Genomic DNA, 22,706 nt, shown 5'->3' with positions numbered 1-22,706 from the left:
TTTCCCTTCTTCCCTGTTCCTTCTTCCTTCTTCTTAATAAATTTGATAATTCTGCGCAGTCTCATATATAGCAGTCGAAAGAAAGGTTAACAAAGATCGAGAATTTCAAACTCAGACAAAGTAATATTTTTCCCTTCTTCCCTGTTCCTTCTTCAAAAAATCTATAATCAAGATAAATACATATAGTTTTGATTTTATAAACTTAAATTCAATGAATAAAATTATAGTCGGTCTTTCTGGTGGAGTTGATAGTTCCACAACCGCAGCTATACTACATCATCAAGGATATCAAGTTGAGGGTTTAACTCTTTGGTTAATGAAAGGAAAAGGTCAATGTTGTTCCGAAGGAATGGTCGATGCCGCTCATATTTGTGAACAATTAGGTATTCCCCATCATATTGTGGATAGTCGCGATTTATTTCAAGCAAATATTGTTGATTATTTAGTAACAGGATACAGTGCTGGAATTACTCCACTACCTTGTTCTCAATGTAATAAAGCTGTGAAATTTGGCCCGATGTTGGCTTATGGCCGTGAAAAATTAGGTATTGACAAAATTGCCACGGGCCACTATGCACGAATTGATTATGATTCAGAAAGCGATCGCTATCAATTAAAACGTGCTATTGACCGTAACAAAGACCAGTCTTATTTTCTGTACGATTTAACACAGGACTTATTAGCTGGTTCCGTATTTCCTCTAGGAAAGATGGTGAAAAGTGAAACCCGACGGATTGCAGCAGAATATGGTTTGAAAACTGCTGATAAACCTGAAAGTCAGGATTTATGTCTAGTGGAAGCTAGCGGTTCGATGCGGGCATTTTTGGATAAATATATTACTCCCCATCAAGGTGAAATAGTTGACCAAGAGGGGCGGGTGTTAGGACTCCATGATGGTGTCCATCATTATACAATTGGTCAAAGAAAAGGTTTAGGAGTTTCAGCCCCTCATCCTCTATATGTAATTGATTTAGACCCAGTGATGAATCGAGTAATAGTGGGCGATCGCCACAGTGCGTCAAAAATGGAGTCCACGGTGAAGTTGGTTAATTGGGTTTCTATTGTTCCACCGACTATACCTATACGAGGGGAGGTGCAAGTGAGATATCGTAGTTTACCTGTAGCAGCAAATATTATTCCTTTGGGTATTAATGAGGAGAAACCAGAGGATGGTTTTCGAGTTAAGTTAATGTTTGAAGAGGCAGTTTTTGGCATAACTCCTGGGCAAGCTGCTGTTTGGTATGAGGGAGATATTTTGTTAGGTGGAGGGATAATTGAAAAGGAGGATTCAACAATAAAATAATTGAGTGATAACGGAACAATCTTTGTGTTAGGGTTATATAGTATTTAGAGACAACTTGAACAATATTTGAACGACTTGTGTGATTACTTTAACTTACCAGTACAAACTTAGACCAAGCAAACAACAACAAGTAGAAATAAATCAGATTCTTGATGTTTGTAGAAGCGTATACAATTATGCGTTAAGAGAACGTAAAGACTGGCTAAGATCGAGAAAGTCACCCATTAATAGTTGCTCAATTATTTTTGAATATATTATCCCGGCTGATACCTCTTACCCTAATTATAATCATCAAGCTAAAAACTTAACAATAGCTAAAAAAACTCATCCTAAGTTGAAGTCAGTTAATGCCCAGGTTTTACAGCAAACTTTAAAACAATTAGACCGGGCATTTTCTGATATGAAATCTCAAGGCAAAGGTTTTCCTAGATTTAAGAAAAAGTTGAGGAGTTTTGTCTTTCCAGCAATGCTGAAAAATTGTTTAGGCTCTAGTAAGATTAGACTCCCTCAATTGGGTTGGATTAAAATCAGAAAAAGTAGGCTATATCCTGATGTAATGACTGCTAAACAAGCTATAATAGTTAAAAAAGCTAGCGGCTATTATTTGATGATTATTTTCCAATCATTAGAATCAGTACCAGATAATCCAGTAGGTAAAAAGTCTTTAGGAGTAGATGCAGGGATAGAAAGTTTTGTAGCCACTTCCACTGGGAAATTAACCAAAGCACCTAAGTTTTTGTTAAGCAAACTGCGCGAGCTTAAATTGCTGCAAAGGAAAGTAAAAAAGAAAACAGTTAGGTCAAAGAATTGGTTAAAAATCCAGAACAAAATAGCTAAATTACACGAAGTAATAGCTAACACTAGACGCGATTGGCATTTTAAAATAGCTCACCAACTTTGTGATTTAGCAGATAATATTTTTGTCGAGGATATTAACTTTAAATCTTGGTCTAAAGGTATTGTGAGAAAACAATCTTTAGATAGTGGTATAGGTCAATTTATCAATGAAATATTGCCTTATGTTTGCTGGAAAAGAGGTAAGTATTACGGCAAAGTTGACAAGAATTATACATCTCAAGAATGTCCCAAATGTGGTCATATTCAGAAAAAGAAATTATCTGAGAGAACCCACAATTGCAGTAACTGTAGTTGTCAAATAAATCGTGATATAGCTGCTGCAAAAGTAATCAGAAATAGAGGATTAATGGCCGTGGGGCACACGGCCCGATAAAAAGCTTGTGGAGATGGTCTGACGGGGGTGCAACTCAGCTTGTTTGATTTGCTATCTAGTTAAGAATCGGTGAAACAAGAATCTCCCGTTATAATCTTTGATTTAGCGGTGAGAGTGTCAAGGTCTAATAGGATATATAGCAGTCGAAGGAAAGAGCACCGACAAGTCAAAAGCTTAAAACTAAGACAACGTAAAATTTTTCCTTCTTCCTTCTCCTGTAAAATTGTGAATTAAAATTTCTAGAACATAGAATAAATAAAATAATGACTGAATCTAAAACTGGACGAATGTTGCTTTCCCACAATTTTGAACTCTCAGAAAATACCCTGCCTGAACTAAATAGAGAAGAATTTGCTGAAGTTTTCATTAATGGTTTAAGCAAATACCCACAACTTAAATGTAGGCAATTAAATCATCCTCATTGGATGGTAGAAGTTTTATTTGAAAATCAAGTTTTTTCTCCACCTCAAGTTGGTGAAAAATGTGCTGAAGCTTTAATAGAAAAGCGAATAATTCAAAAAAATGATCAGGATTTAATTGTTGATGTCTTGATTCTCGGAGGTTTGAAAAAAACACCTCCATTAAGTGATTCTCCCGACACTCTCCAAACAGGAGAATGGGGTATTGATGTTGTGGAAACTCACTCAGCACAAACTTTTCTCAATATCCTTAACTGGGAGGAAAAAACTGCCGGAAAAACCATTGAAAATATTTTTAAAATAGAAATGAAAAATATTCTTAGTTAATAAATTAACTGAATCCATTTCTAGTCGCAAAGTTATGGGAGGTATGTTTCAATCTAGGTGCATCTCAATGCGTGAATAAAGCCAAAAAATTATCGCTTTTAGGGAACAGGGAACAGGGAATAGGGAATAGGAAAAAAGTATTCTGGCAAATATGAGATACACCCTTAAATCTTTAGTCAAAGTGGTAGATTCAAGATTGAATAAAAAAATGATTTATAGAAGTCGAAGCAAAGGTTAGGACAGTTCAATAATTGATAATTGATAATGGATAATTGATAATTACCTCTCCCTAAAAGGAGGAGGATTGAATAAAAGGAAAATTTTTTCTCTCTTGGTCGATTGGATATGGCGAGGAGACCGAACCATCCCTCGACCGTTTGTTTCTCCTTTAAAGGAGAGGATTTTTACCTTAATTATTCGGTAAAAAGCTAAAAACTCAGACAACGTAATACTTTTCCTTCTTCTTTCTTTCTTCTACTATAAAAATTTGTTTAGCAGGAAACAGAAAATATGTTTGAGACTAAAATCAACGTCCACAAACTATGTGCAAAAATTATTTTTTAAGGCTGATATTTTTCCTTCTTGAAATTGAAAACCTATTGAGATTCTTGATGATTTTCAAACTACCAGAATAGAAGTAAGCATTCAGTTATTAGCTGTCAACTATCAGCAACAAGACTCTCTCTTATGGGAGGTAAGCATTAAGCTATTAGCTGTCAGCTACCAGCAACAAAACTCTCTTTTATGGGATAGCATTTAAATTAATATAGACTTTAAGGGCAAGGGAGCAAACTTTTGTAGTAAGACAATTAATAAAGCTTTTATCCTAAACAACAAGCAATAGCTGAAGTGCTGAAGTGCTAACGGCTGAATGCTGACTAATAGAAACTAATATGAAACTAATTTTAGTGGCTCCAAATAAATTACTATATGATGCTTTTCAAGAACATTTCCATTATTTACCCAATCTAAAAATCATCAATAATTATTTCGAGACTTTACCAGAATATGACTGTTTAGTAAGTCCAGGAAATTCTTTTGGACTTATGGATGGTGGTATGGATGCAGCGATCGTCAAATATTTTGGTGATTTTTTAATGACTTCGGTTCAACAAAAAATATTAGATGAATATCTAGAGGAACAACCAGTTGGCACATCTACTATTCTCGAAACTGGTCATCCTCAACATCCTTTTCTTGCTCATACCCCCACTATGCGCGTACCTATGTCCATTGCTGGCACCGATATTCCTTATATCGCAATGTGGGCAATGTTACTAGCAGTGCGACACCACAACCGTCAGCAAAAGCAACAAATTAAAAATGTTGTCTGTCCAGGTTTAGGTACAGGAATAGGAAAAGTTTCTTACCAAGAAGCAGCTAGACAAATGGCTCTCGCTTATGACCATTTTGTTTACCCGCCGAAATCAATTAACAATTTTATTGCTGCTGAAAGGCAACTCCAAATTTGGGAAGAGGGAGACTTGAAAAAAAGATATAGTTAAATTTATTTTATTACTATTATTGATAATTTAGTTATTGATTTGGCTAGGCGATCGCTATTTTTAGTTACACTATAAAATGTTAAATTTAATTATATTAACTAATATCTTGTGGATGTAGTAATTTTATTTGATTTGCGTAACAAAATTGGTCGCTTTTTGGCAAAAGGCAGGGGTCAATATGTAAGAAGGTTTGTTAGACTTTTTACTGTTAGTAAATAACTAACTCTTGTTTGACATCTCATTTGAGAAAGCTATAAATATTTGCTAAAAATTCTAGTTTTGGTTCTGGCTATAAACACAGTTTTTTTGTCATATTCTTTGATCGAGTTAATTTGAACAATGAGCTATTAACTAGAGGATAAATTTAATTAGTAGTAGCTCTAAATATCTTACTAATTTAGAGTTGTTAAAATTATTACTTTCTCTTATTTTACAGTAATGTTAAATCCACCTAGTTTCACAGAGATTAAATTACCCTATAATTAGAATATTAATTGATTATCAGGTTATTTAATCAAATTTTAGTGAAAATTGTTTTCCTAGTGATTTAGCAGGTCTAGTATTATTAGGATACAATTGAGCAAATTTTTCGATTTGCTACTCAGGTCTCAATAGATTTGTTACTAAATATTTAGTCTACTTTCATGTGTATAATTCACCTGGATTATATGACCATTATTAATAATATTTAGAGGATATTTTTTGTAGTTATATCATGTCTGTTGGTATAGTTTGTGTAAACACTTGGGAAATATCTACTTTTTCTTTCTTTCAAATCTTCTCTCCTAGATAACTAAGACTCTCTTCCTTTCCTAAACTTTATAATACCGATGCTGCCGGACTTGATATTAATTGAAATTTGAGGTGCTTCAATAGATATAGGTGATTTGATATTAATTTGCGATTGATTTTGACCAGTCTGACAAATCTAATATTCCGGCGATTTCTGCCCAATTTTCTGGTCTACTTTATCTTATATAACCCCAATTAACATAACTTTTGTCTCCAACTATAGTGCCTTTAGATTTTTAAATAGAACTAAGAGAAACACTGACAGTTACTATTGGTAAATATAGCAGTCGAAGGAAAGGGCGCGGATATATCAAAAGTTCAAAACTCAGACAACTCAATATTTTTCCTTCTTCTTTCTTCCTTCTTCTTTCTTCCTTCTTCCTTCTGCATAGAATTAAGATAAACACTGACAGTTACTATTGGTAAATATAGCAGTCGAAGGAAAGGGCGCGGATATATCAAAAGCTTAAAACTCAGACAACCCAATATTTTTCCTTCTTGCTTCTTCCTGATTTCTTCTTCCTTGTGCGTTGATAAATATTATTGCTGTTAAATTTTGAATTAGAGATATTCTCTACTCCTTGACTACAGAGTAAATTACTACATTTATAGAGCTACCTCAATATGGCTAAAAAATTAAATCGACGCTCATTTATTTGGTATGGTGCAGTAACTTTAGCAACTAGCTTATTGTTAAAAGCTTGTGCTGATTCTCCTTCTACAATGATTCGGACAGAAAATCCTAGTAATGATTCTATAGATAATTCTGAAACTTTTAAAATTGCTATTGCTTTACCTGGAGTTATTACTGATGGAGGATGGAATCAATCTGGTTATGAAGGGGTAAAAAAAGCAGCCGAAATTCTCAATGGTGAGATGATTTATGTGGAAAATATTGCCCAATCAGACCAGGTAGAAACTCTTTCTGATTTTGCGAGGAAAGATTACGATTTAGTGGTAGGTCATGGCGGACAATTTGATGCAGCTATTCAACAAGTAGCTAGTCAATTTCCCGATACATTTTTTTTAGGAGTTAATGGTAATATTGCTGGTGAAAATTATGCTTCAGTGACAACAAATTATTTCCAAATGGGTTATCTTGCTGGTGTAATTTCTGGTTTGATGACTAAGAATAATAAAGTTGCTTATCTTACAGGTTTATCTTTTAAAGGAACTAACTTACAAGGTAAGGCATTTGAGTTAGGTGCTAAGTCAGTAAATGACAGTGTTGAAGTTGTAATTAGTTACACTGGAGATTTTAATGATATTGCTAAAGGAAAGGAGGCTGCTTTGGCTTTAATTTCTACTGGGGTTGATGTAATTTATCACTTATTAGATAATGCTGCTCCGGCAGTTTTGAAAACGGCACAAGAAAAAGGAATTTATGCAGTGGGTAATACAACTGACCAGCTTGATATTGCGCAAAAAGCAGTTTTGACCAGTGCAGTGCAGGATGTTGGAGGAGCGATCGCTTATATTGCTAATCTTGTTAAAAATAATCAAGTTAAGGGAGAAAAATATATTTTAGGAATTGAAAATCCAGATATTACTAAGTTGGGTCGTTTTAATGATGTTTTGCCAGAGGAAGTTCAGCAAAAAGTGGAAGAAGTTCAGCAACAAATGTTGGCTGGAAAACTGAAGTTTGAGGATTGTACAGAAGGTGGTCGAGATAAAGTTTGCGTTACAAAATGAAGGAAGAAGAAAGAAGAAATAAGCAGGAAGGAGAGAGTTCAATAATTGATAATTGATAATGGATAATTGATAATTACCTCTCCCTAAAAGGAAGAGGATTGAATAAAAAGAAAATTAATTCATTGTTTCTCCTTTAAAGGAGAGGCTTTAAACCTTAATTATTAGGTAAAAAAGGAAGAAGTAGATAAGGAAGAAGGCGTTTAGAAGTCTAGGAGAGAAGGAAAAATCTGGCGTTGTCTGAGTTTTAAGCTGTTAATATGTCCGAGCCCTTTTTTTCGACTACTATAATTAAAGTTAGAAGGTAAAAGGGAAGAGATTTTTGAATAATTAATAATACGGATGATGTAGTGGGGAAAATATCTAGTTCCTCTCTCTATTGCGGCATTCGCAATAGTCATTTCATTTTGTGAAGCACCAAGATTTGAGGTCTGTGGTGGAGAAAAATATCTACTTCCTCTCTCTGTTGCGGATGCCGCAATAGTCATTTCATTTTGTAGTGGGAAAAGTATCAAATTATTAGACCATCTCAACTAGGCGATCGCTATGTTTGTCCTTTATGTTCTAAGCGCCTTGGAGACTGCTATATTTAGTTCCCCTCTCTGTTGCGAATGTCGCAATAGTCATTACCATTGAGGTGTGTAGTGGGGAAAATATCTAGCTCCCCTCTCTGTTGCGGATGCCGCAATAGTCATTTCATTTTGTAGTGGGAAAAGTATCAAATTATTAGACCATCTCAACTAGGCGATCGCTATGTTTGTCCTTTATGTTCTAAGCGCCTTGGAGACTGCTATATTTAGTTCCCCTCTCTGTTGCGAATGTCGCAATAGTCATTACCATTGAGGTGTGTAGTGGGGAAAATATCTAGCTCCCCTCTCTGTTGCGAATGCCGCAATAGTCATTTCATTCTGTGAAGCACTAAGATTTGAGGTCTGTGGTGGGGAAAATATCTACCTCCTCTCTCTGTTGCAAATGTCGCAATAGTCATTTCATTCTGTGAAGCACCATTGAGGTGTGTAGTGGGGAAAATATCTACCTCCTCTCTCTGTTGCGGATGCCGCAATAGTCATTAATTGGCACGGCAAAAGCAAACAATTTTTTAGTTCCTTCTGACTCATCCTCATCAAAATCAAATACTTCTAAAGATGCCACTTTTCCTTCAGAGTTATACTTCTTATGAAAGCTTTGAATATCATCAGTTTGTAATTCAGAATTTTGCATAATTTTCCTCAACTCTTCTGAAATAGAACTAGGTATTTGTTCTAGTAAAACCTTCCTTGTATCAATTTTAATATCATCAATACCTAAGTCCCACTTCCTAATTAATTGAATAATTTCTTTTTTATATTGACTATCCTTGAAAAATTCAATTGTGAGTTGTTGATAAAAATCGCTATGTAGTCCGGAAATTATATTCAAATCTCTAAACCACCGCAAAATACTTGTAGAGATTTTGCTATTAAATTGAGCATTTACAGACAGAAAAAGAGCATTATTTCTCGTCTTATCAGCAATTAATTTACCGAAATACTGATTTTCACTAAATACATTAGTCATCTCAATGCCATTTTGATCACGTTCAAATAGTCTAGTATCCCTAACTTTTGGCACATAAAATAACCATTCAGAAACCACTTGTTTTTTATCAACTTCAAAACCATACCTATATAATTTATGGTCTAAAATAAAAACTATTTCAAAAAAAGAAGGTTTTCCTTCTGTCTCCGTACTTAATCTAAACTCCTCTACATTAATAGCATCTTCTATCTGAGTTTCTTTTGAAGAATTAAGCACAAACCGACGCATAAAATCTAATGCTTTAACCAAATTACTTTTACCACTAGCATTCGCGCCATAAACAGCACAACTTTTCAGCAAATTTAATTCATCATCAACTTGAAAAATATTATTTTCATCAACACTTTTATTCTTAGCAGTTAAATCTGTAGTCACCATACTCAAAGTGACAATTTTTTTAAAAGATAAATAGTTACCAACACTGAATTGAATCAGCATAGAATTATAAAGAATAGAACGAGTGGTAAATTTGTGAAAAAATTACAAACTTACACTAATTATACTATTGATGATTACTTTATATGAAATAGAATAATTACCTCTACGGAATATCTCACATAAAACCTCCTGAAAAAAGAGAAAGTATATAGCCAATCTTTTAATCTTTCAGATTACATATACAATTTTAATATGTGCACTGTATATAGTAGGGAAAAATCATAGTGCTATAGCAATCAAAAATCATTTGTAAAAAAAATCAGGATATATAAAAACTGTGAAACTTTTACCGAAAAATAGTGGTCTAAAACAGACCCTTTGAAGGGGATAAAAAAAATCAAATATTCCTTATAGAAAGCCTCCTTATTGCAGGAGGTACTGATAACTGATAACTGATAACTGATAACTGAAATGACCCGTAACTGAAATAGGATTGCCATATATATTTAGAATAAATAAATAAATAAATGCTCATTCCCAGGAGTTTTACTATAAAATAGAAATACTCAAGAATAAAACCATAGAAATGACATCAGAAAAAGAATCCTTAAATCAACCAATAACAACTAACTCAACAACTCCCTGGTGGTTAACAATATGGCAACAACAAAAAGAAAATATTAAAGTTTTGGCGATCGCTTTATCTTTATCTTTATTAGTCAGAATATTAATTGCAGAACCAAGATATATACCTTCAGATTCAATGATACCTACCTTAGAAGTAGGCGATCGCCTAGTAGTGGAAAAAGTCTCTTATTATTTTCATCCACCTGTTAGAGGGGATATTATTGTTTTTCAACCACCCCAACAGTTACAACGCTATGGTTATGCTAAAAATCAAGCTTTTATTAAAAGAGTTATTGGTCTGCCAGGAGATACTATTAAAATTGAGAATGGTTTAGTGTATATAAATGACCAACCGCTGACTGAAAATTATATTGCTGAACCCCCTGAATATACTTTACCAATTTCAATCAAAGTTCCTGAAAATCAATATTTTGTGATGGGAGATAATCGTAATAATAGTAATGACTCTCATGTTTGGGGTTTTTTGCCTAAGAAAAATATTATAGGTAGGGCAATAATTCGCTTTTGGCCTTATCAAAGATTAGGAGCGTTAAATCCGAAATAATTCTCCTAATACCAATTTGATAAAATATTGCGACATTCATTTAACAGGGAGTAGGTAGCAGAGTCAAGATAAGTATATGAAAAAAAATCAAAAAGGTTAAATAAAGGAAGCAAAAATTTGAGATATTCTCTCAAGAGCGCTTCAATAAATTCAATCAAACATTTTTATTATACTTAATCATCATCATCCGGACATGGTATATTTTTTTTTACCCTTAGTAAAACACTTAAAACTTAACATTTAAAATCTAATACCTAAAACCTAATACCTAATACTAAATCCGGTTATTATAGGGTAGTTACCTAAATATTCAAATCCTTATCAGACAAAGATTTTTATTTTTTTGAATATCTCCTTACTAAACCGGGTTTTGTATAAGACCTAAAACTTAACACCGAAAACCTAATACCGAAAACCTAATACCTAAATTGCTTACCATGGGGTTGCACATTATGGAATGATATTACCAAAAATTAGTTTAGACTTTAACTCAAAAAAACCATTAATTAGTCATTCTAGCAATTATCAAATCCAAAATCCTGTTCATCAAAAATATAAAATCATTCGTCACTGTGCAACGCCCTTACCATTGTTGTTTATCTAAAACAGGAGGTAAACTAAGTTTAGGAAATTTGTAGAATGTATCCCCTTGTTCATCAATTTCTAAGGTTGCAGTGAAAACTTGTACTTGAACTTCAAGATATTTCTGAGCTATTTGAGCATCAACTTTAGCCGCAGCAGCTAATTGAATTAGAGAAATTTTACCATTTTGAAGTTCTAATAATTTGTAAAAGGCATCATCTAAAATACGCTTTTGTTCTCTGTCATTAGATATATTAAATATAAATGCACCTAATACAATCCCTAATCCTGTGAATATTACGAATTCGATAATAGCCATTTAATCAAAAAGAGAAATAAGTAAGAAATAATAAATCAGAATAAACCAAAAATCAGAGAGATAAAATTAGAAGATTAGCTATAGCAAAATCCAGAAGAGAAAATGAAACTTATAGATGTATAGTAAAACTTTTTTTACCTATAACAACTGTAATAGCAGTCGAAGGAAAAGGTGCGGACATATGAAAAGCTTAAAACTAGGACAACGCCAGATTTTTCCTTCTTCCTTCTTCCTAAATTTTTCCTATTTTTATAACTGTAATTTTTATTATTTAAACTTTAAACTAATTAGAGTAATTGGTAGCTTAGTCTGAAAATCTCAAGATGATTTTAGTCGCTAAATTATCCAATTACCCTAATTTTAGGCTAAGTTTTACCTAACTATTTTAAGCTTCAGGTTCAACAAGATTTTCTAATCCAGCAACTACCTTAGCAGAAATAATTTTGTCTCCTTTACCTAATTTTTCCAAAACCTTTTTCCCTTCCACCACATAACCAAAAACCGTATAACGACCATCCAATAAATTAACTCCTGCAGGCGTTAATTCTGGTTGGAATAAGAAAAAGAAAAATTGAGAAGAACCACCATCATTTTCAGATTCAGGACGAGCCATTGCCACTGTACCATAAGCAGAAAAAGGCAGAACAGGTTGTTCCCGAAAACGACCAATTTCTTCTAAAGTAAAACTATATATTGGTTCCTGATCTCCCTTGACCAAAATTTCCAGTGGGATACTACGATACTTGCCACTATCAGGGTCAATAAAACCAACTTCTGGGCCAGGAGGGTCTCCAGTTTGCAAAACATAAGACTGTTCTGAGCGAATAAACTCTAGGCCATCATAAAAACCCCTCTGAACCAAATCTACAAAATTACCAGCAGTAATAGGGGCACTATAACCATCAACAACCAAAGTCAAAGAACCTTTATCAGTTTCCATCTCAATAGTAGCGCGACCTTTGAGTTGAGGTAAACTAGCAAACTCTGAAGGTACTTCAAACGGAAATCCTTCTAGCATCAACTTTTCAAGCTGACCCACTAATACCAGTAGTTGTGCCCGTTGCTCCAATACTTGTTCCCCATCTTTAGCTTCAGCAACTTCTCGAATATTAATAATGCCCTGATTGAGTTGTTCAATTATGGCCTCTGCTTCAGATTGTTTCGACTCAGAAATACTAGCTAATAACTGAGACTTACTAATATTAAGAACCCTAGATGCAGCAGCAATATCACTACTAACAGAAGACCAACGTTTTCCTCGCAGTCTATTAGCAATATCTTCCAGACTCCTTTGTATTTTACGCACTGGTTCATTGTCTATCGGTAGAGCATACCTTAATAATGCCTGACCATCGGTAATCGGATCGCCTTGGGGCAAACGACTTTCACGAGTGGTTGTGCCACCACCAAAGTCCCACCAAGCAGCACTAAGACCAACAGACAAAGTGAAAAGTAATAGTGCTAGGATGCCAGTTTTAAGCAAGCGTTTACAAGTGTTAATCACGGAATTGTGTAGATTTAGCATATTTATGAATTTTTATTCCCTTACTAATATTACATGGCTGTCCACACTCATCAGATTTTTGGGGGCAAAAATTAGGTTTTAGATTTGGTCACCACTTATAGCAATGTGTGCTGGCATATTTACAAATTGCAGGAGGTGTCCAATAGCTAAAAGTCTTATATTATAAGCTTTTTATTCCCCCAAATGAGCTGTTCCCTACTGCCTGTTGCCTGCGCGCAGCGCTATAGTTTTGCTGATGTATGGCAATAGGCAATAGAGTAGAGATATAGAGTTATATCATGTCCGGTTGAACATTTATAAATAAATCACTCACCAGAATTCAGTCCTCAGTCCTCAGGAGGGAAGAAAGAAGAATAGAAGGAGAAAGTTTTTTTATCACTAATTACCCGGACATGATCAGGACTTACCCATAACCACCGCATATAGTAGGGACGTTAACGATAGTTATGCGCCAGCAAACGGCCGTTTGCCCCTACAGATGGTGTATAATTTCGTACTTTGCGTAAGTCCTGATGACATTACGCATTTAATGTTAAGGCAAAATGCCTTCTAGAGTTGTTGCCTTTTCCTAGCAGAATGCTGCGCAAATAACTCAAGTCTATTGTCTTAACAACAGAAAGTACTACTATATGCCTTAATATGTCTCAGACAAAAAAACTTTTGATTTTGATCGCCAGACATCAGAGATTTTACATAAAATTATTTTGACGAGGTGCTAAAAATTGCTTTCTACTCCCACGATATTTGACAATTTTTCCGACTCCCGAATATTGTACGATGTCTAATGTTAAGTTCTAATCTGATAATTTAATTAAAAACCGCAATAACGTTGTTATATGATTTCTAGTAATGATTTTCGCCCCGGTGTGACGATTGAATTGGATGGTTCAGTTTGGAAGGTAGTAGAATTTCTGCACGTTAAACCAGGCAAAGGTTCTGCTTTTGTCCGAACAAAGCTCAAAAATTCACAAACTGGTAGTGTAGTGGAACGAACATTTAGAGCAGGAGAAACAGTACCTCAAGCTACTTTGGACAAAAGGGTTATGCAGCATACCTATAAGGATGCTGACCAATTTGTGTTTATGGATATGGAAACTTATGAGGAGGCCAATTTAAGTTCCGACCAAATTGGCGAGCGTGTTAAGTATCTAAGCGAAGGTATGGAGGTTAATGTGATTAAGTGGGGCGAACAAGTAATAGAAGTGGAACTGCCCAACTCAGTAACTTTAGAGGTAATTGACACTGACCCTGGTGTTAAAGGAGATACTGCTACTGGTGGTAGTAAACCTGCTATTGTCGAAACAGGGGCTCAAATTATGGTTCCTTTATTTATATCTAAAGGGGAACGGATTAAGATAGATACTCGAAATGATTCTTATTTGGGTAGAGAGTAATAGCAGAAAACTAGATTTATTTTAGAAGTAAGTTATGCATTGATTGCGTAATTCTGAGTTATCTTTACGGGGGCTTAATAAATGTGCATAATTACCACCGCACAAAGCCCCTTTCGAAGATTAAGATGGACTTAAGAGAGGAAGAAAAAAGATAAATTGATAATTTATTTATTGTAATTTATTTTAATTTGGGTTTGATCGGATATCTAATTCAGGGCGTTGCACAGCGACGAATGATTTGAGATTTTTGATTGAATTGGATTGTGGATTAATCAATTGCCAGAATGATTAATTAATGGTTATTTTTAGTCAAAGTCTAAACTAATTTTTGGCAATATCATTCCATAATGTGCAACCCCAAATTCAGTATTCCTAGCAGGCAATAAGCTTCCTGTCTTTTTCTTTAAACTGCTACATTTTTTGATTACTAAGTAGTAATTCTGCTAAAACTTAAATATCAAGCTAACTTCTTTCAGTAAAAAAATATAGCTTTGAAATTCACTCTTCTACATCTATACTAAAACAGTAATAAACTCTTCTTTTTATACAAAATTAATTGAGTTTAACGGCGATTAAGTGAGGATATAAAAACAGTGCAATTAGATTTACATCAACTGCGAGAACTACTAACAGCAATAGACCAAACTAATATTTCGGAGTTGACTTTAAAAAGTGGAGATTTAGAATTAACAGTACGAAAAGGAACTTCATTTAGCGATCGCCTCTCATTACCTTCTTCCGATGGGACTGACCCTTCCGAATTTGTTTCTCCTGGTACTACCTCATTAGATACAACAGCTATAAAAACTGCTCCTATAACTTCAGGAGCACCTCCTACGATCTCAAACAAATTTGAAGAAATTTTATCTCCAGTTGTGGGCACTTTTTACCGCGCTCCTGCTCCTGATGAGCCACCATTTGTAGAAGTGGGCGATCGAATTACTTCTGGCCAAACAGTTTGTATTATTGAAGCGATGAAAGTTATGAATGAGATTGAAGCAGAGGTCTCTGGACAAATAGTGGAAATTTTAATCGAAAATGGGCAACCCGTAGAATATAATCAGCCTTTAATGTTAGTTAACCCCAACTAAAGTGTATAAAAATCATGCCACAATTGATTGAAAAGCCTACTCGGATTGAATCTGTAGGTAACAAACCGAAGCAAATTGACGAATATATTGGTCATGTCAATAGCCAAACAGATGCTATTAGCGTTGCCCAAATGCGCTCTCCTAGTGGCTGGATGGAACCAGGTCAAAGGCCAGAATTTGATGAATTTACTCTGGTACTTAAGGGAAAACTATGTGTTGAGTTTGAAGGCGGTCAGTTAGAAGTTAATGTCGGCCAAGCAGTAATAGCTCGCAAAGGAGAATGGTTGACTACTCCCCGGACTCAAGTCACGGGGATTCTAAGTATATACTACACAACAGGATAAATCTGTGTTGCTTCGTCTATTCTTAGCTGACCAAAGGTATATTCTTTGGGGACAAGTCAAAGTGCCCCTACACAGTCGGCTAAGGCTAATACCTAGCGTTCTGCTTACTTTTTGTTCAAAATAATAGCACAGGACAACTAAAGTTGTCTATTCTAAACGACTCCCTTGTTTTCATCCCCCGGTTAAAAAACGGGGGCTTTCAACGTCGCTTTTCGGTAAATACTGAAAAAATTGACTTTGTCAGGAGCGGCTTTGAACTATTTGTTTACTTTAAAACCGCCCCTAAAATGGTATATGATATCTAAAATTGGAATTCTTGCTGAAAATTATCACGAGTAATGGGCTGAGATACTTCTAAACCTTCACCCCCAAGCATTTTTAAAGGTTTACCACCCACAAAAATCCACACTTTTACATCTGGCTCTAAACTAGAGGCAGTATAAATAACTTGTCCTAAGCGACTCATCATCGAAGCACTACCGCCTCCAGAAGTAAATTCTTCAGATAAGTCGATGTAGACCCCATTATTTTCAACAGTAAGTGCTTGAACTTTTGTACCTGTGGGAATAGCACTAAGGACATCGGTATTTGCTGGACCTATAAGCAAACGGTCAAAAGCAGCTTTTAAAATAGCTTCCGGTTCGTCTGCCGTTTCTAATTTTACTGTAGAAGAAACTAAATCAATTTCTCCAGTAGTGTCTTTAACCCAATAAAGTTCTACAGTTTTTTCTGTAACTGCTTTGGGTTGAGGCACATATAAAGGAACAGAGTCTGGAGATTCAACTTTAGCAGGAGGTGGGGGAGGCAAAGTCTCATCAGGTGACTTTGGAGTTGAGGGAGTTGTAAAAGTCTGAGAATTATCAGAAGTTTTTGTGGTGGTTGATTGTAAATTTGTCCATAAGGCGATGCCACCACCTACCGCCACTGCCAATGCACAAACACTGGCCACAATACCAACAGATAAATTACGAGTTTGATTTTGTTCTTTCATTTTGTCCCTCCTTGAGAATTAGGCACAATGGCAGTGAGCAGCTGAATTATAACTTTCTCTTAGATTAACTATATTACTTCTATTATGTCGAAATTAGCAGGTACTTGTTGAAATTAGTATTTTTGACGTAAATTTTGGGACTTTTGGGATTGTGTGATTTGAGAGGAAAAAATCAAGTTTTTGATCAAGTCAGAAGTAATAATTCAGAAGTTAAATTCTTTCTTTATTCTTTTGATAAAACTAGAAAAAAGATTTAACTGATAACTGATTAAAAAGCATGGTTTTAGAGCTAATTATTTTGATAAATTCATAACCGTACGAAAAAAACTGTAGAAAATCGATCTGAGCTTTTATCTTGATATTGGATTAACCAATACAGGCTGTACGGCACAGCTCACTATTCCCTCAACAGTAAATGCTCCTGGGAATTTCTTTCTAATTATTTGAAGACTGCCATTGATATCCGCATTAATCACTTTACCTGTTGCACTTCTAAATAAACCACGTTTGACTCGCTTCCCTACATAGTTTTTATGGCATATTGGTTTTTCTAGGTCAATAGCAGATGTTTTACTGGTATAACTTTCTTCAGTTTCAATAACTTTGATACCAACCAGTTGACATTTATAAGTTATCTGTTGAATTAGCTTATAGTGCGGTGTTTGGGTAAAGTTTTGATTGTTTTTTTTACCGATGTTTGCACTTTGTTTCCAGTTATCATTTTTGCCTATGACTACAGTACCAATATTATTTCTGGTTAAATACTCAACCACTAAGAAACTGGTGTTATGCAGATAATTCTCGACAAAACGATTTCGGTTATAGGTTAACGTTTCAATCTTACGGCTAGTTTTTTTCTGTCCCTTGAGAACACTTTGGTACTTGGCTTTTCGCTTGTTATATAATTGATTGACACTTTTTAGCGGCTTCCCATTAATCAGCAGTGGTTTCACACCAGGCTTATTTGTAGATAGAGCTACTAACCGGTCAATCCCTAAGTCTATTCCGGCTACATATGTTGAGTCTATTTGTGGCTGATGTTTTTTTTCATACACAACTTCAATTATATAGCAGCTAGTAGCAGGTACTATCCTCACTTCGATGACAGTATCCACAACTACAGGTATTTTGACTTCACTCATGGATAAGTGACAAATACCATCTTTTAGAGGAGCTTTATAGACTGATTCCTTTGAATATATAACTACATTCCTACCTTGAGTTTTATTCTTATACTTTGGTATTTTGGGTTTACCTAAAAACTTACAGGGATGTTTTGACCATTCTTTGATGGCCTGAAAATAACCACGCCAAGTTGCCACCAAGCATTTGATTATTTGTTTTGATACCTTGGTTGGTAAGGATCTGTAAGCATCACTATCTTTGGTGGCGTGATATAGCTTGGTTAAATCTAGACTTTTTCCGCACTTGAAAAAATGCTGACGACAATAATAGTTAGCCAGGTAGAATTATATGTAGCTTCTCTTACCCCTGTAGCTCCTGCAAAGGTGGATGATCCCACTGATGGCCTAAGCGAAGGAGAAATAGAGCTTTTTAACGATATGCTTGAATATTCAACTAATGACAATCAAAGCCGACTTAGCCGACTTCAGCAACTATCCGATATTTCAAATGAATTAGATATTCGAAATCAAGATCAAGAAATCAGAATGATGTTTAGAGAATTTCTCAGAAATAGCTGGAAAAGTCAACGTATAGATAACTTGATGTTTGTAGATATGAATTCTCAAGTTTCTATTGGAGATTTGTCAGATGGTCTCCATCTTAATGAAAATGGTTATAAAAAAATGGCTTATGAATGGAGCGAACAAATAGTTTTGGAACGGAGCAAACATCCATTCCGAAGCAGACAAATTACTCGATTCCGAAGCAGACAAATTACTTCTATTCCTGAACCAAGTTCTATTCTTGAAGCAAGTTCTATTCTTGAAGCAAGTTCTATTCTTGAAGCAAGTTCTATTGCTGAAGCAAGTTCTATTCCTGAAGCAAGTTCTATTGCTGAAGCAAGTTCTATTCCTGAAGCAAGTTCTATTGCTGAAGCAAGTTCTATTCCTGAACCTAGTTCTATTCCTGAACCTAGTTCTATATTAGGCTTCCTCGCACTTGGCACTCTAGGAGCAGCATCAACCCTCAAGCGCAAACTGAAACCCTCAAAATCTGTAGAGTAAAGAGCTAGAAAAAGTTTTGTCAACCAAGCTGAAAACCACTGCTGAAATTTATTAGCAAAAAAACAGCAGTGCTTAACAAGATAAAAATCAAAACTGATGTTGAATTTTTCCAGGATGAAAAATTCATTTTAATGCTTTCTCGATTAATTCTTTTAAAGTAGATAATACTTCCTCTACCAGAATTTCCTGAGATTGATTAGTCCCTCTTTCTACCAATTCAACTTTGCCAGACTTGAGCGATCGCCCCATAACTATTCGATCGGGAATTCCAATTAAATCTGCATCTTTAAATTTAACACCCGCCCCCTCATCTTACGTGACATCCTCCCGACGCTGACCCTACGGCTACAGCGCGGGCTTCCCAATCTCGCAATTGGGTATTCCTGCCCCACGCCACTTATCTAGGTCATAGACCCCCGACAGACCGACTTGACAGGCTGTTTCCGTTCCCCAGAGTCCCTGGGCTACTACGTTTTCTAGTCCACGATGCAAAACCATCTCTGCTGCGGCATGGTCACGATGGGTTCGATACCCACATTCAGGACAATCATGCGCTCTGACTTCCAACCCTTTGCTGACCGCCGCAAAGCAGTTAGGGCAGGTTTGGCTCGTGCCGTTGGGGTTGACCTTAGCGAAGTAGACACCTCGTTTCCAACACACCCATTCCGTCAGAGACAAGAATTGCCCAAAGGCAGCATCCACACAATCTTTTCGCAGCATCCCTCGCGTCAATCCTTTGGTATTGAGGTCTTCTGCAAAGATAGTTTGTGCTTGGTCACAAAGTTTGTGAGCCGTCTTCAGATGGAAGTCTTTACGACGGTTTGCAATCCGATGGTGCATTCTGGCCACTTCGATTTGCGCCTTCTCCCAGTTTTGAGACCCCTTTTGTTTTCGCGCCGCTCTGCGTTGCAGCAATTTCAGCTGGCGCTGCATCGACTTGAAAAACTTAGGACGCTCCTGGAAACTGCCATCGGAAGCCGTCAAGAATCGCTCCAATCCCAGGTCAATCCCAATCGCTCGACCATGCACGGGCGCATCGGGAACCGATACCTCCGATTCAATGGTGACGACCACATACCATTGGGTTCCTCGCACCCTGGACAGTACCCGCACCTGCTTTACCTTGAATCCGTCAGGGATGGGGCGATGCAGGTTGATAGGCACTTCCCCGATTTTCGGTAGCTTGATAGCGAATCCGTTGATGGGGTTGCTTTTGAACTGAGGAAACACAAAAGACTTGAATTGACCAAACTTTTTGAACCGCGGAAATCCATTACCCCGCTTCTGAAAAGCTTCCCAGGTGTCGTGCAGTCTACGAATAGTAGTCTGCAACACCTGAGAATGCACCTGGCCCAAACGCGGGAATTCCTTCTTAGCTTTGGGCAGGTTGTTTTGTTGACGATGGTAAGACGGGAACGGCTCATCGGCAGGAATGATGTACTCCTTCTCCAACGAGCACCTGTCTACCAGACCAGATCGCGAAGCAATCCAGTCTTTGAGTTCGTGCAAAGCGTAGTTATACACACTTCTACAGGTCTCAAGCCAATCCAACAGTTGAGTCTGTTGGTTGGCATCTGGATAGATTCGGTAGGTGTAGTTCATCGTCAGCATAGCTGTAGTTTACCACAAGCTATAGCTACTGGTAAATGCTTGTCTCATCGGCATCGAGCCGATGAGATAAGCGCGGGGAGTCCATGTATCCCGACGCTGATGCTACGCATACAGCGCGGGACTTATAGCTCCCCGAACCCCTCATTAGTTAAACTTTGTCAAAGAGAAATATTTTTCAGCAATACCAAAATTCTAGTTATTGCTGAAAAGTGTAAATCATTTTAATGCTTTCTCAATTAATTCTTTTAAAGTAGATAATACTTCCTCTACTAGAATTTCCTGAGATTGATTAGTCGCTCTTTCTACCAGCTCAACTTTGCCAGATTTTAACGATCGCCCGGTAACTATTCGATAGGGAATTCCAATTAAATCTGCATCTTTGAATTTAACACCCGCTCGCTCATCTCGGTCATCTAAAATAGTCTCTATTCCAGCTTCATTTAATTCTTTATAGAGACTTTCTCCTACTTCTATTTGTTGAGCATCTTTAATATTAGGAATACAAATAACCACATGATAGGGAGCGATCGCCACAGGCCAAATTATCCCATTCTTGTCATAAGACTGTTCCACTGCCGCTTGGGCCAAACGAGACACACCCATACCATAACATCCCATGACTAATGGCACTTCCTCACCCTGTTCATTGGTATAGGTTGCCCCCATAGCTTCAGAATATTTTGTCCCCAATTGGAATATATGACCCACCTCAATTCCTCTAGCAGTGTCTAAAATTTGATTAGGGTCATGTACAGCGCGATCGCCTTTTTGAGCCTTTCGTACATCTAGCACTAATTTTGGCAATTCAAATTCCTGGCCCCAATTTGCCCCCATAACGTGATAACCAGATTCTTTACTACCTGTTGCGAAATTTGTCAAGCTTACGGCCGTCTGGTCTACCATTCGTAAGAACTTAGAACTTACCTCTTTACTAGAAGCAATATAGTCATCAGACAAATCTGGAGCAATATAACCCAAAGGTAAAGACTTAGCTGCCCATTTCTTTTGAGCCTCCACATCAGGCACATTCAAAGCTAAAACAGTTTTCGCCTCATAATTTCCAGCCAACTTAGTCAACTCATTCAACAACTTCACATCATTAACATCTTGGTCTCCCCGAATATTCACCAAAACTAAAACAGTCATTCCATTGTCATAAACTGCCTGGTATAAAACATTTTTCACAATATTAGTAGGAGAACATTTCAGAAACTTACACAGCTTTTCAATAGTCTCCGTGCCAGGAGTTTCCAACTTTTCATAACTCTCAAAAGGTGAAATTTCTGCATCAGGTGGGATAGAAACAGCTTTTTCCAAATTTGCTGCATACTTGCCATCCTCGGTATAGAGAATTTCATCCTCACCAGCATCGGCCAAAACCATAAATTCTTGAGACCCAGACCCACCAATTGCCCCAGAGTCAGCATCAACCGCTCGAAATTCTAATCCACTGCGACGTAACATATTTCGATAAGCCTTATCCATATCCTGATAAGTCTTTTTGAGACTTTCCTGGTCAGCATGGAAAGAATACCCATCCTTCATAATAAATTCCCGGCCTCGCATTAACCCAAACCTGGGGCGAATTTCATCCCGGAATTTGGTTTGTAGTTGATAGAGATGTAGAGGTAATTGGCGATAGGAGCGAATCATATCTTTAGCAACAGTAGTTATTACCTCCTCGTGAGTTGGACCTAACCCTAATTCCCGATTTTGACGGTCAATTAGAGAAAACATAATACCCTCAGCCTGAGTATAAGTATCCCAACGACCAGACTCTCGCCACAGGTCAGCAGGTTGAAGTTGAGGGAGGAGACATTCTTGGGCACCAGTGGCATCCATTTCTTCGCGGACAATTTTGGAGAATTTATTGAGGACCCGCAACATGAGAGGGAGATATGCGTAGAGACCACTGCCGATGCGACGAATATATCCAGCACGGATGAGGAGTTTGTGGCTAGGAATTTCTGCTTCTGCGGGGTCGTCTCGGAGAGTGACTAATAACATTTGAGATAGTCGCATGGTTGTTCCTTGATAGAAATAATGATTATTTCAGATAGTTTAGGACATCTGGTACTGCTTCACAGAAGTCAAAAATCAAAAGTTAAAAAGCAATATCCGCAACAAAAGCTCTGACTCTCTTAAATGAGTAAAAACTCCTATTGCGACATACGCAACAAAAGCTCTGACTCTCTTAAATGAGTAAAAACTCCTATTGCGACATACGCAACAAAAGCTCTGACTCT

At 36.5% G+C, this 22,706-nt stretch carries 19 protein-coding genes and 1 pseudogene; 11 read left to right on the top strand and 9 right to left on the bottom strand.

Features of this window, described 5'->3' with window-relative positions; all coding sequences use genetic code 11:
- The first annotated feature begins 196 nt into the window (after positions 1-196).
- The 4 genes from mnmA (at position 197) to F6K18_RS32075 (ending at position 4,785) form a co-directional block, all read left to right on the top strand.
- Entirely contained in the window at positions 197-1,303 is a 1,107-nt protein-coding gene (gene mnmA, locus F6K18_RS32090; protein ID WP_287526998.1) for a tRNA 2-thiouridine(34) synthase MnmA, read from the top strand.
- 79 nt (positions 1,304-1,382) lie between these two features.
- Positions 1,383-2,534, top strand: a complete 1,152-nt coding sequence (locus F6K18_RS32085; protein WP_287526992.1) for a transposase — start codon at positions 1,383-1,385, stop codon at positions 2,532-2,534.
- A gap of 263 nt (positions 2,535-2,797) precedes the next feature.
- Positions 2,798-3,280 carry a DUF2656 domain-containing protein gene (locus F6K18_RS32080; RefSeq protein WP_287526990.1) on the top strand — a complete coding sequence of 161 codons (483 nt, stop codon included), beginning with the start codon at positions 2,798-2,800 and terminating at the stop codon, positions 3,278-3,280.
- 893 nt (positions 3,281-4,173) lie between these two features.
- Positions 4,174-4,785, top strand: a complete 612-nt coding sequence (locus F6K18_RS32075; RefSeq protein ID WP_287526988.1) for a macro domain-containing protein — start codon at positions 4,174-4,176, stop codon at positions 4,783-4,785.
- Positions 4,786-5,895: 1,110 nt separating this feature from the next.
- Here F6K18_RS32075 and F6K18_RS32070 read toward each other — a convergent pair.
- The gene (locus tag F6K18_RS32070; RefSeq protein WP_287526987.1) at positions 5,896-6,063 is read right to left on the bottom strand and encodes a hypothetical protein; all 168 of its coding nucleotides are present in this window, start codon (positions 6,061-6,063) and stop codon (positions 5,896-5,898) included.
- A 138-nt stretch (positions 6,064-6,201) separates the two neighbouring features.
- Between F6K18_RS32070 and F6K18_RS32065 the strand changes: the two genes are divergently transcribed.
- The gene (locus tag F6K18_RS32065) at positions 6,202-7,269 is read left to right on the top strand and encodes a BMP family protein (RefSeq protein WP_287526985.1); all 1,068 of its coding nucleotides are present in this window, start codon (positions 6,202-6,204) and stop codon (positions 7,267-7,269) included.
- A 1,029-nt stretch (positions 7,270-8,298) separates the two neighbouring features.
- Here the strand turns inward: F6K18_RS32065 and F6K18_RS32060 are convergent.
- The gene (locus F6K18_RS32060; protein WP_287526983.1) at positions 8,299-9,282 is read right to left on the bottom strand and encodes an ATP-binding protein; all 984 of its coding nucleotides are present in this window, start codon (positions 9,280-9,282) and stop codon (positions 8,299-8,301) included.
- A gap of 526 nt (positions 9,283-9,808) precedes the next feature.
- Between F6K18_RS32060 and lepB the strand changes: the two genes are divergently transcribed.
- A complete protein-coding gene (gene lepB, locus F6K18_RS32055; RefSeq protein WP_287526982.1) occupies positions 9,809-10,414 on the top strand; it encodes a signal peptidase I in 606 nt (201 codons plus the stop codon).
- Positions 10,415-10,997: 583 nt separating this feature from the next.
- Here the strand turns inward: lepB and F6K18_RS32050 are convergent.
- Together F6K18_RS32050 and F6K18_RS32045 are read right to left on the bottom strand one after the other, a co-directional pair.
- Positions 10,998-11,315, bottom strand: coding sequence for a hypothetical protein (locus tag F6K18_RS32050; RefSeq protein ID WP_287526981.1), 318 nt, complete (start codon positions 11,313-11,315; stop codon positions 10,998-11,000).
- A 385-nt stretch (positions 11,316-11,700) separates the two neighbouring features.
- Complete coding sequence (locus F6K18_RS32045) at positions 11,701-12,840, bottom strand: peptidylprolyl isomerase (protein WP_287526979.1); 1,140 nt, start codon at positions 12,838-12,840, stop codon at positions 11,701-11,703.
- Positions 12,841-13,676: 836 nt separating this feature from the next.
- On the opposite strand from F6K18_RS32045, the gene efp reads away from it, so the two are divergent.
- The 3 genes from efp to F6K18_RS32030 all read left to right on the top strand — a co-directional run bounded on the left by efp (position 13,677) and on the right by F6K18_RS32030 (position 15,669).
- Positions 13,677-14,234, top strand: coding sequence for an elongation factor P (gene efp / locus F6K18_RS32040; RefSeq protein ID WP_287526977.1), 558 nt, complete (start codon positions 13,677-13,679; stop codon positions 14,232-14,234).
- A 593-nt stretch (positions 14,235-14,827) separates the two neighbouring features.
- A complete protein-coding gene (gene accB, locus F6K18_RS32035; RefSeq protein ID WP_287526976.1) occupies positions 14,828-15,325 on the top strand; it encodes an acetyl-CoA carboxylase biotin carboxyl carrier protein in 498 nt (165 codons plus the stop codon).
- Between the two features lie 14 nt (positions 15,326-15,339).
- Positions 15,340-15,669, top strand: coding sequence for a cupin (locus F6K18_RS32030; RefSeq protein ID WP_287526974.1), 330 nt, complete (start codon positions 15,340-15,342; stop codon positions 15,667-15,669).
- 301 nt (positions 15,670-15,970) lie between these two features.
- Here the strand turns inward: F6K18_RS32030 and F6K18_RS32025 are convergent, their stop codons facing one another.
- Together F6K18_RS32025 and F6K18_RS32020 are read right to left on the bottom strand one after the other, a co-directional pair.
- A complete protein-coding gene (locus F6K18_RS32025; protein ID WP_287526973.1) occupies positions 15,971-16,660 on the bottom strand; it encodes a GerMN domain-containing protein in 690 nt (229 codons plus the stop codon).
- Positions 16,661-17,010: 350 nt separating this feature from the next.
- On the bottom strand, positions 17,011-18,123 hold the full coding sequence (locus F6K18_RS32020; RefSeq protein WP_287526997.1) for a transposase: 1,113 nt from the start codon (positions 18,121-18,123) through the stop codon (positions 17,011-17,013).
- Between F6K18_RS32020 and F6K18_RS32015 the strand changes: the two genes are divergently transcribed.
- Positions 18,097-18,849 (top strand): PEP-CTERM sorting domain-containing protein, encoded by a 753-nt coding sequence (locus F6K18_RS32015; protein WP_287526971.1) that lies wholly within the window; start codon positions 18,097-18,099, stop codon positions 18,847-18,849. The genes F6K18_RS32020 and F6K18_RS32015 overlap by 27 nt on opposite strands.
- Before the next feature lie 123 nt (positions 18,850-18,972).
- Here the strand turns inward: F6K18_RS32015 and F6K18_RS32010 are convergent.
- A pseudogene (locus tag F6K18_RS32010) lies at positions 18,973-19,161 on the bottom strand (His/Gly/Thr/Pro-type tRNA ligase C-terminal domain-containing protein); the annotation flags it as partial.
- 33 nt (positions 19,162-19,194) lie between these two features.
- Positions 19,195-20,451, bottom strand: coding sequence for a transposase (locus F6K18_RS32005; protein WP_353735241.1), 1,257 nt, complete (start codon positions 20,449-20,451; stop codon positions 19,195-19,197).
- Between F6K18_RS32005 and F6K18_RS32000 the strand changes: the two genes are divergently transcribed.
- On the top strand, positions 20,353-20,685 hold the full coding sequence (locus tag F6K18_RS32000) for a hypothetical protein (RefSeq protein WP_287527000.1): 333 nt from the start codon (positions 20,353-20,355) through the stop codon (positions 20,683-20,685). The genes F6K18_RS32005 and F6K18_RS32000 overlap by 99 nt on opposite strands.
- Here the strand turns inward: F6K18_RS32000 and proS are convergent.
- Positions 20,677-22,482, bottom strand: a complete 1,806-nt coding sequence (gene proS, locus F6K18_RS31995; protein WP_287526968.1) for a proline--tRNA ligase — start codon at positions 22,480-22,482, stop codon at positions 20,677-20,679. The two genes, F6K18_RS32000 and proS, sit on opposite strands and share 9 nt — an antisense overlap.
- Positions 22,483-22,706: the final 224 nt, after the last annotated feature.

This window comes from Okeania sp. SIO2C2, assembly GCF_010692625.1.
Taxonomy (GTDB): domain Bacteria; phylum Cyanobacteriota; class Cyanobacteriia; order Cyanobacteriales; family Microcoleaceae; genus Okeania; species Okeania hirsuta.
The sequence above is the reverse complement of the archived record's forward strand: the minus strand, read 5'-3'. Positions and strand labels throughout refer to the sequence as shown.

What these genes read in the sequence shown, in the direction of transcription:
- F6K18_RS32080 (WP_287526990.1), top strand. Translation starts at nt 2,798, where the DNA reads ATGACTGAATCTAAAACTGGACGAATGTTGCTTTCCCACAATTTTGAA.
- F6K18_RS32075 (WP_287526988.1), top strand. Translation starts at nt 4,174, where the DNA reads ATGAAACTAATTTTAGTGGCTCCAAATAAATTACTATATGATGCTTTT.
- F6K18_RS32065 (WP_287526985.1), top strand. Translation starts at nt 6,202, where the DNA reads ATGGCTAAAAAATTAAATCGACGCTCATTTATTTGGTATGGTGCAGTA.
- F6K18_RS32060 (WP_287526983.1), bottom strand. Translation starts at nt 9,282, where the DNA reads ATGCTGATTCAATTCAGTGTTGGTAACTATTTATCTTTTAAAAAAATT.
- lepB (WP_287526982.1), top strand. Translation starts at nt 9,809, where the DNA reads ATGACATCAGAAAAAGAATCCTTAAATCAACCAATAACAACTAACTCA.
- F6K18_RS32050 (WP_287526981.1), bottom strand. Translation starts at nt 11,315, where the DNA reads ATGGCTATTATCGAATTCGTAATATTCACAGGATTAGGGATTGTATTA.
- F6K18_RS32045 (WP_287526979.1), bottom strand. Translation starts at nt 12,840, where the DNA reads ATGCTAAATCTACACAATTCCGTGATTAACACTTGTAAACGCTTGCTT.
- efp (WP_287526977.1), top strand. Translation starts at nt 13,677, where the DNA reads ATGATTTCTAGTAATGATTTTCGCCCCGGTGTGACGATTGAATTGGAT.
- F6K18_RS32030 (WP_287526974.1), top strand. Translation starts at nt 15,340, where the DNA reads ATGCCACAATTGATTGAAAAGCCTACTCGGATTGAATCTGTAGGTAAC.
- F6K18_RS32025 (WP_287526973.1), bottom strand. Translation starts at nt 16,660, where the DNA reads ATGAAAGAACAAAATCAAACTCGTAATTTATCTGTTGGTATTGTGGCC.
- F6K18_RS32015 (WP_287526971.1), top strand. Translation starts at nt 18,097, where the DNA reads ATGCTGACGACAATAATAGTTAGCCAGGTAGAATTATATGTAGCTTCT.
- F6K18_RS32005 (WP_353735241.1), bottom strand. Translation starts at nt 20,451, where the DNA reads ATGAACTACACCTACCGAATCTATCCAGATGCCAACCAACAGACTCAA.
- proS (WP_287526968.1), bottom strand. Translation starts at nt 22,482, where the DNA reads ATGCGACTATCTCAAATGTTATTAGTCACTCTCCGAGACGACCCCGCA.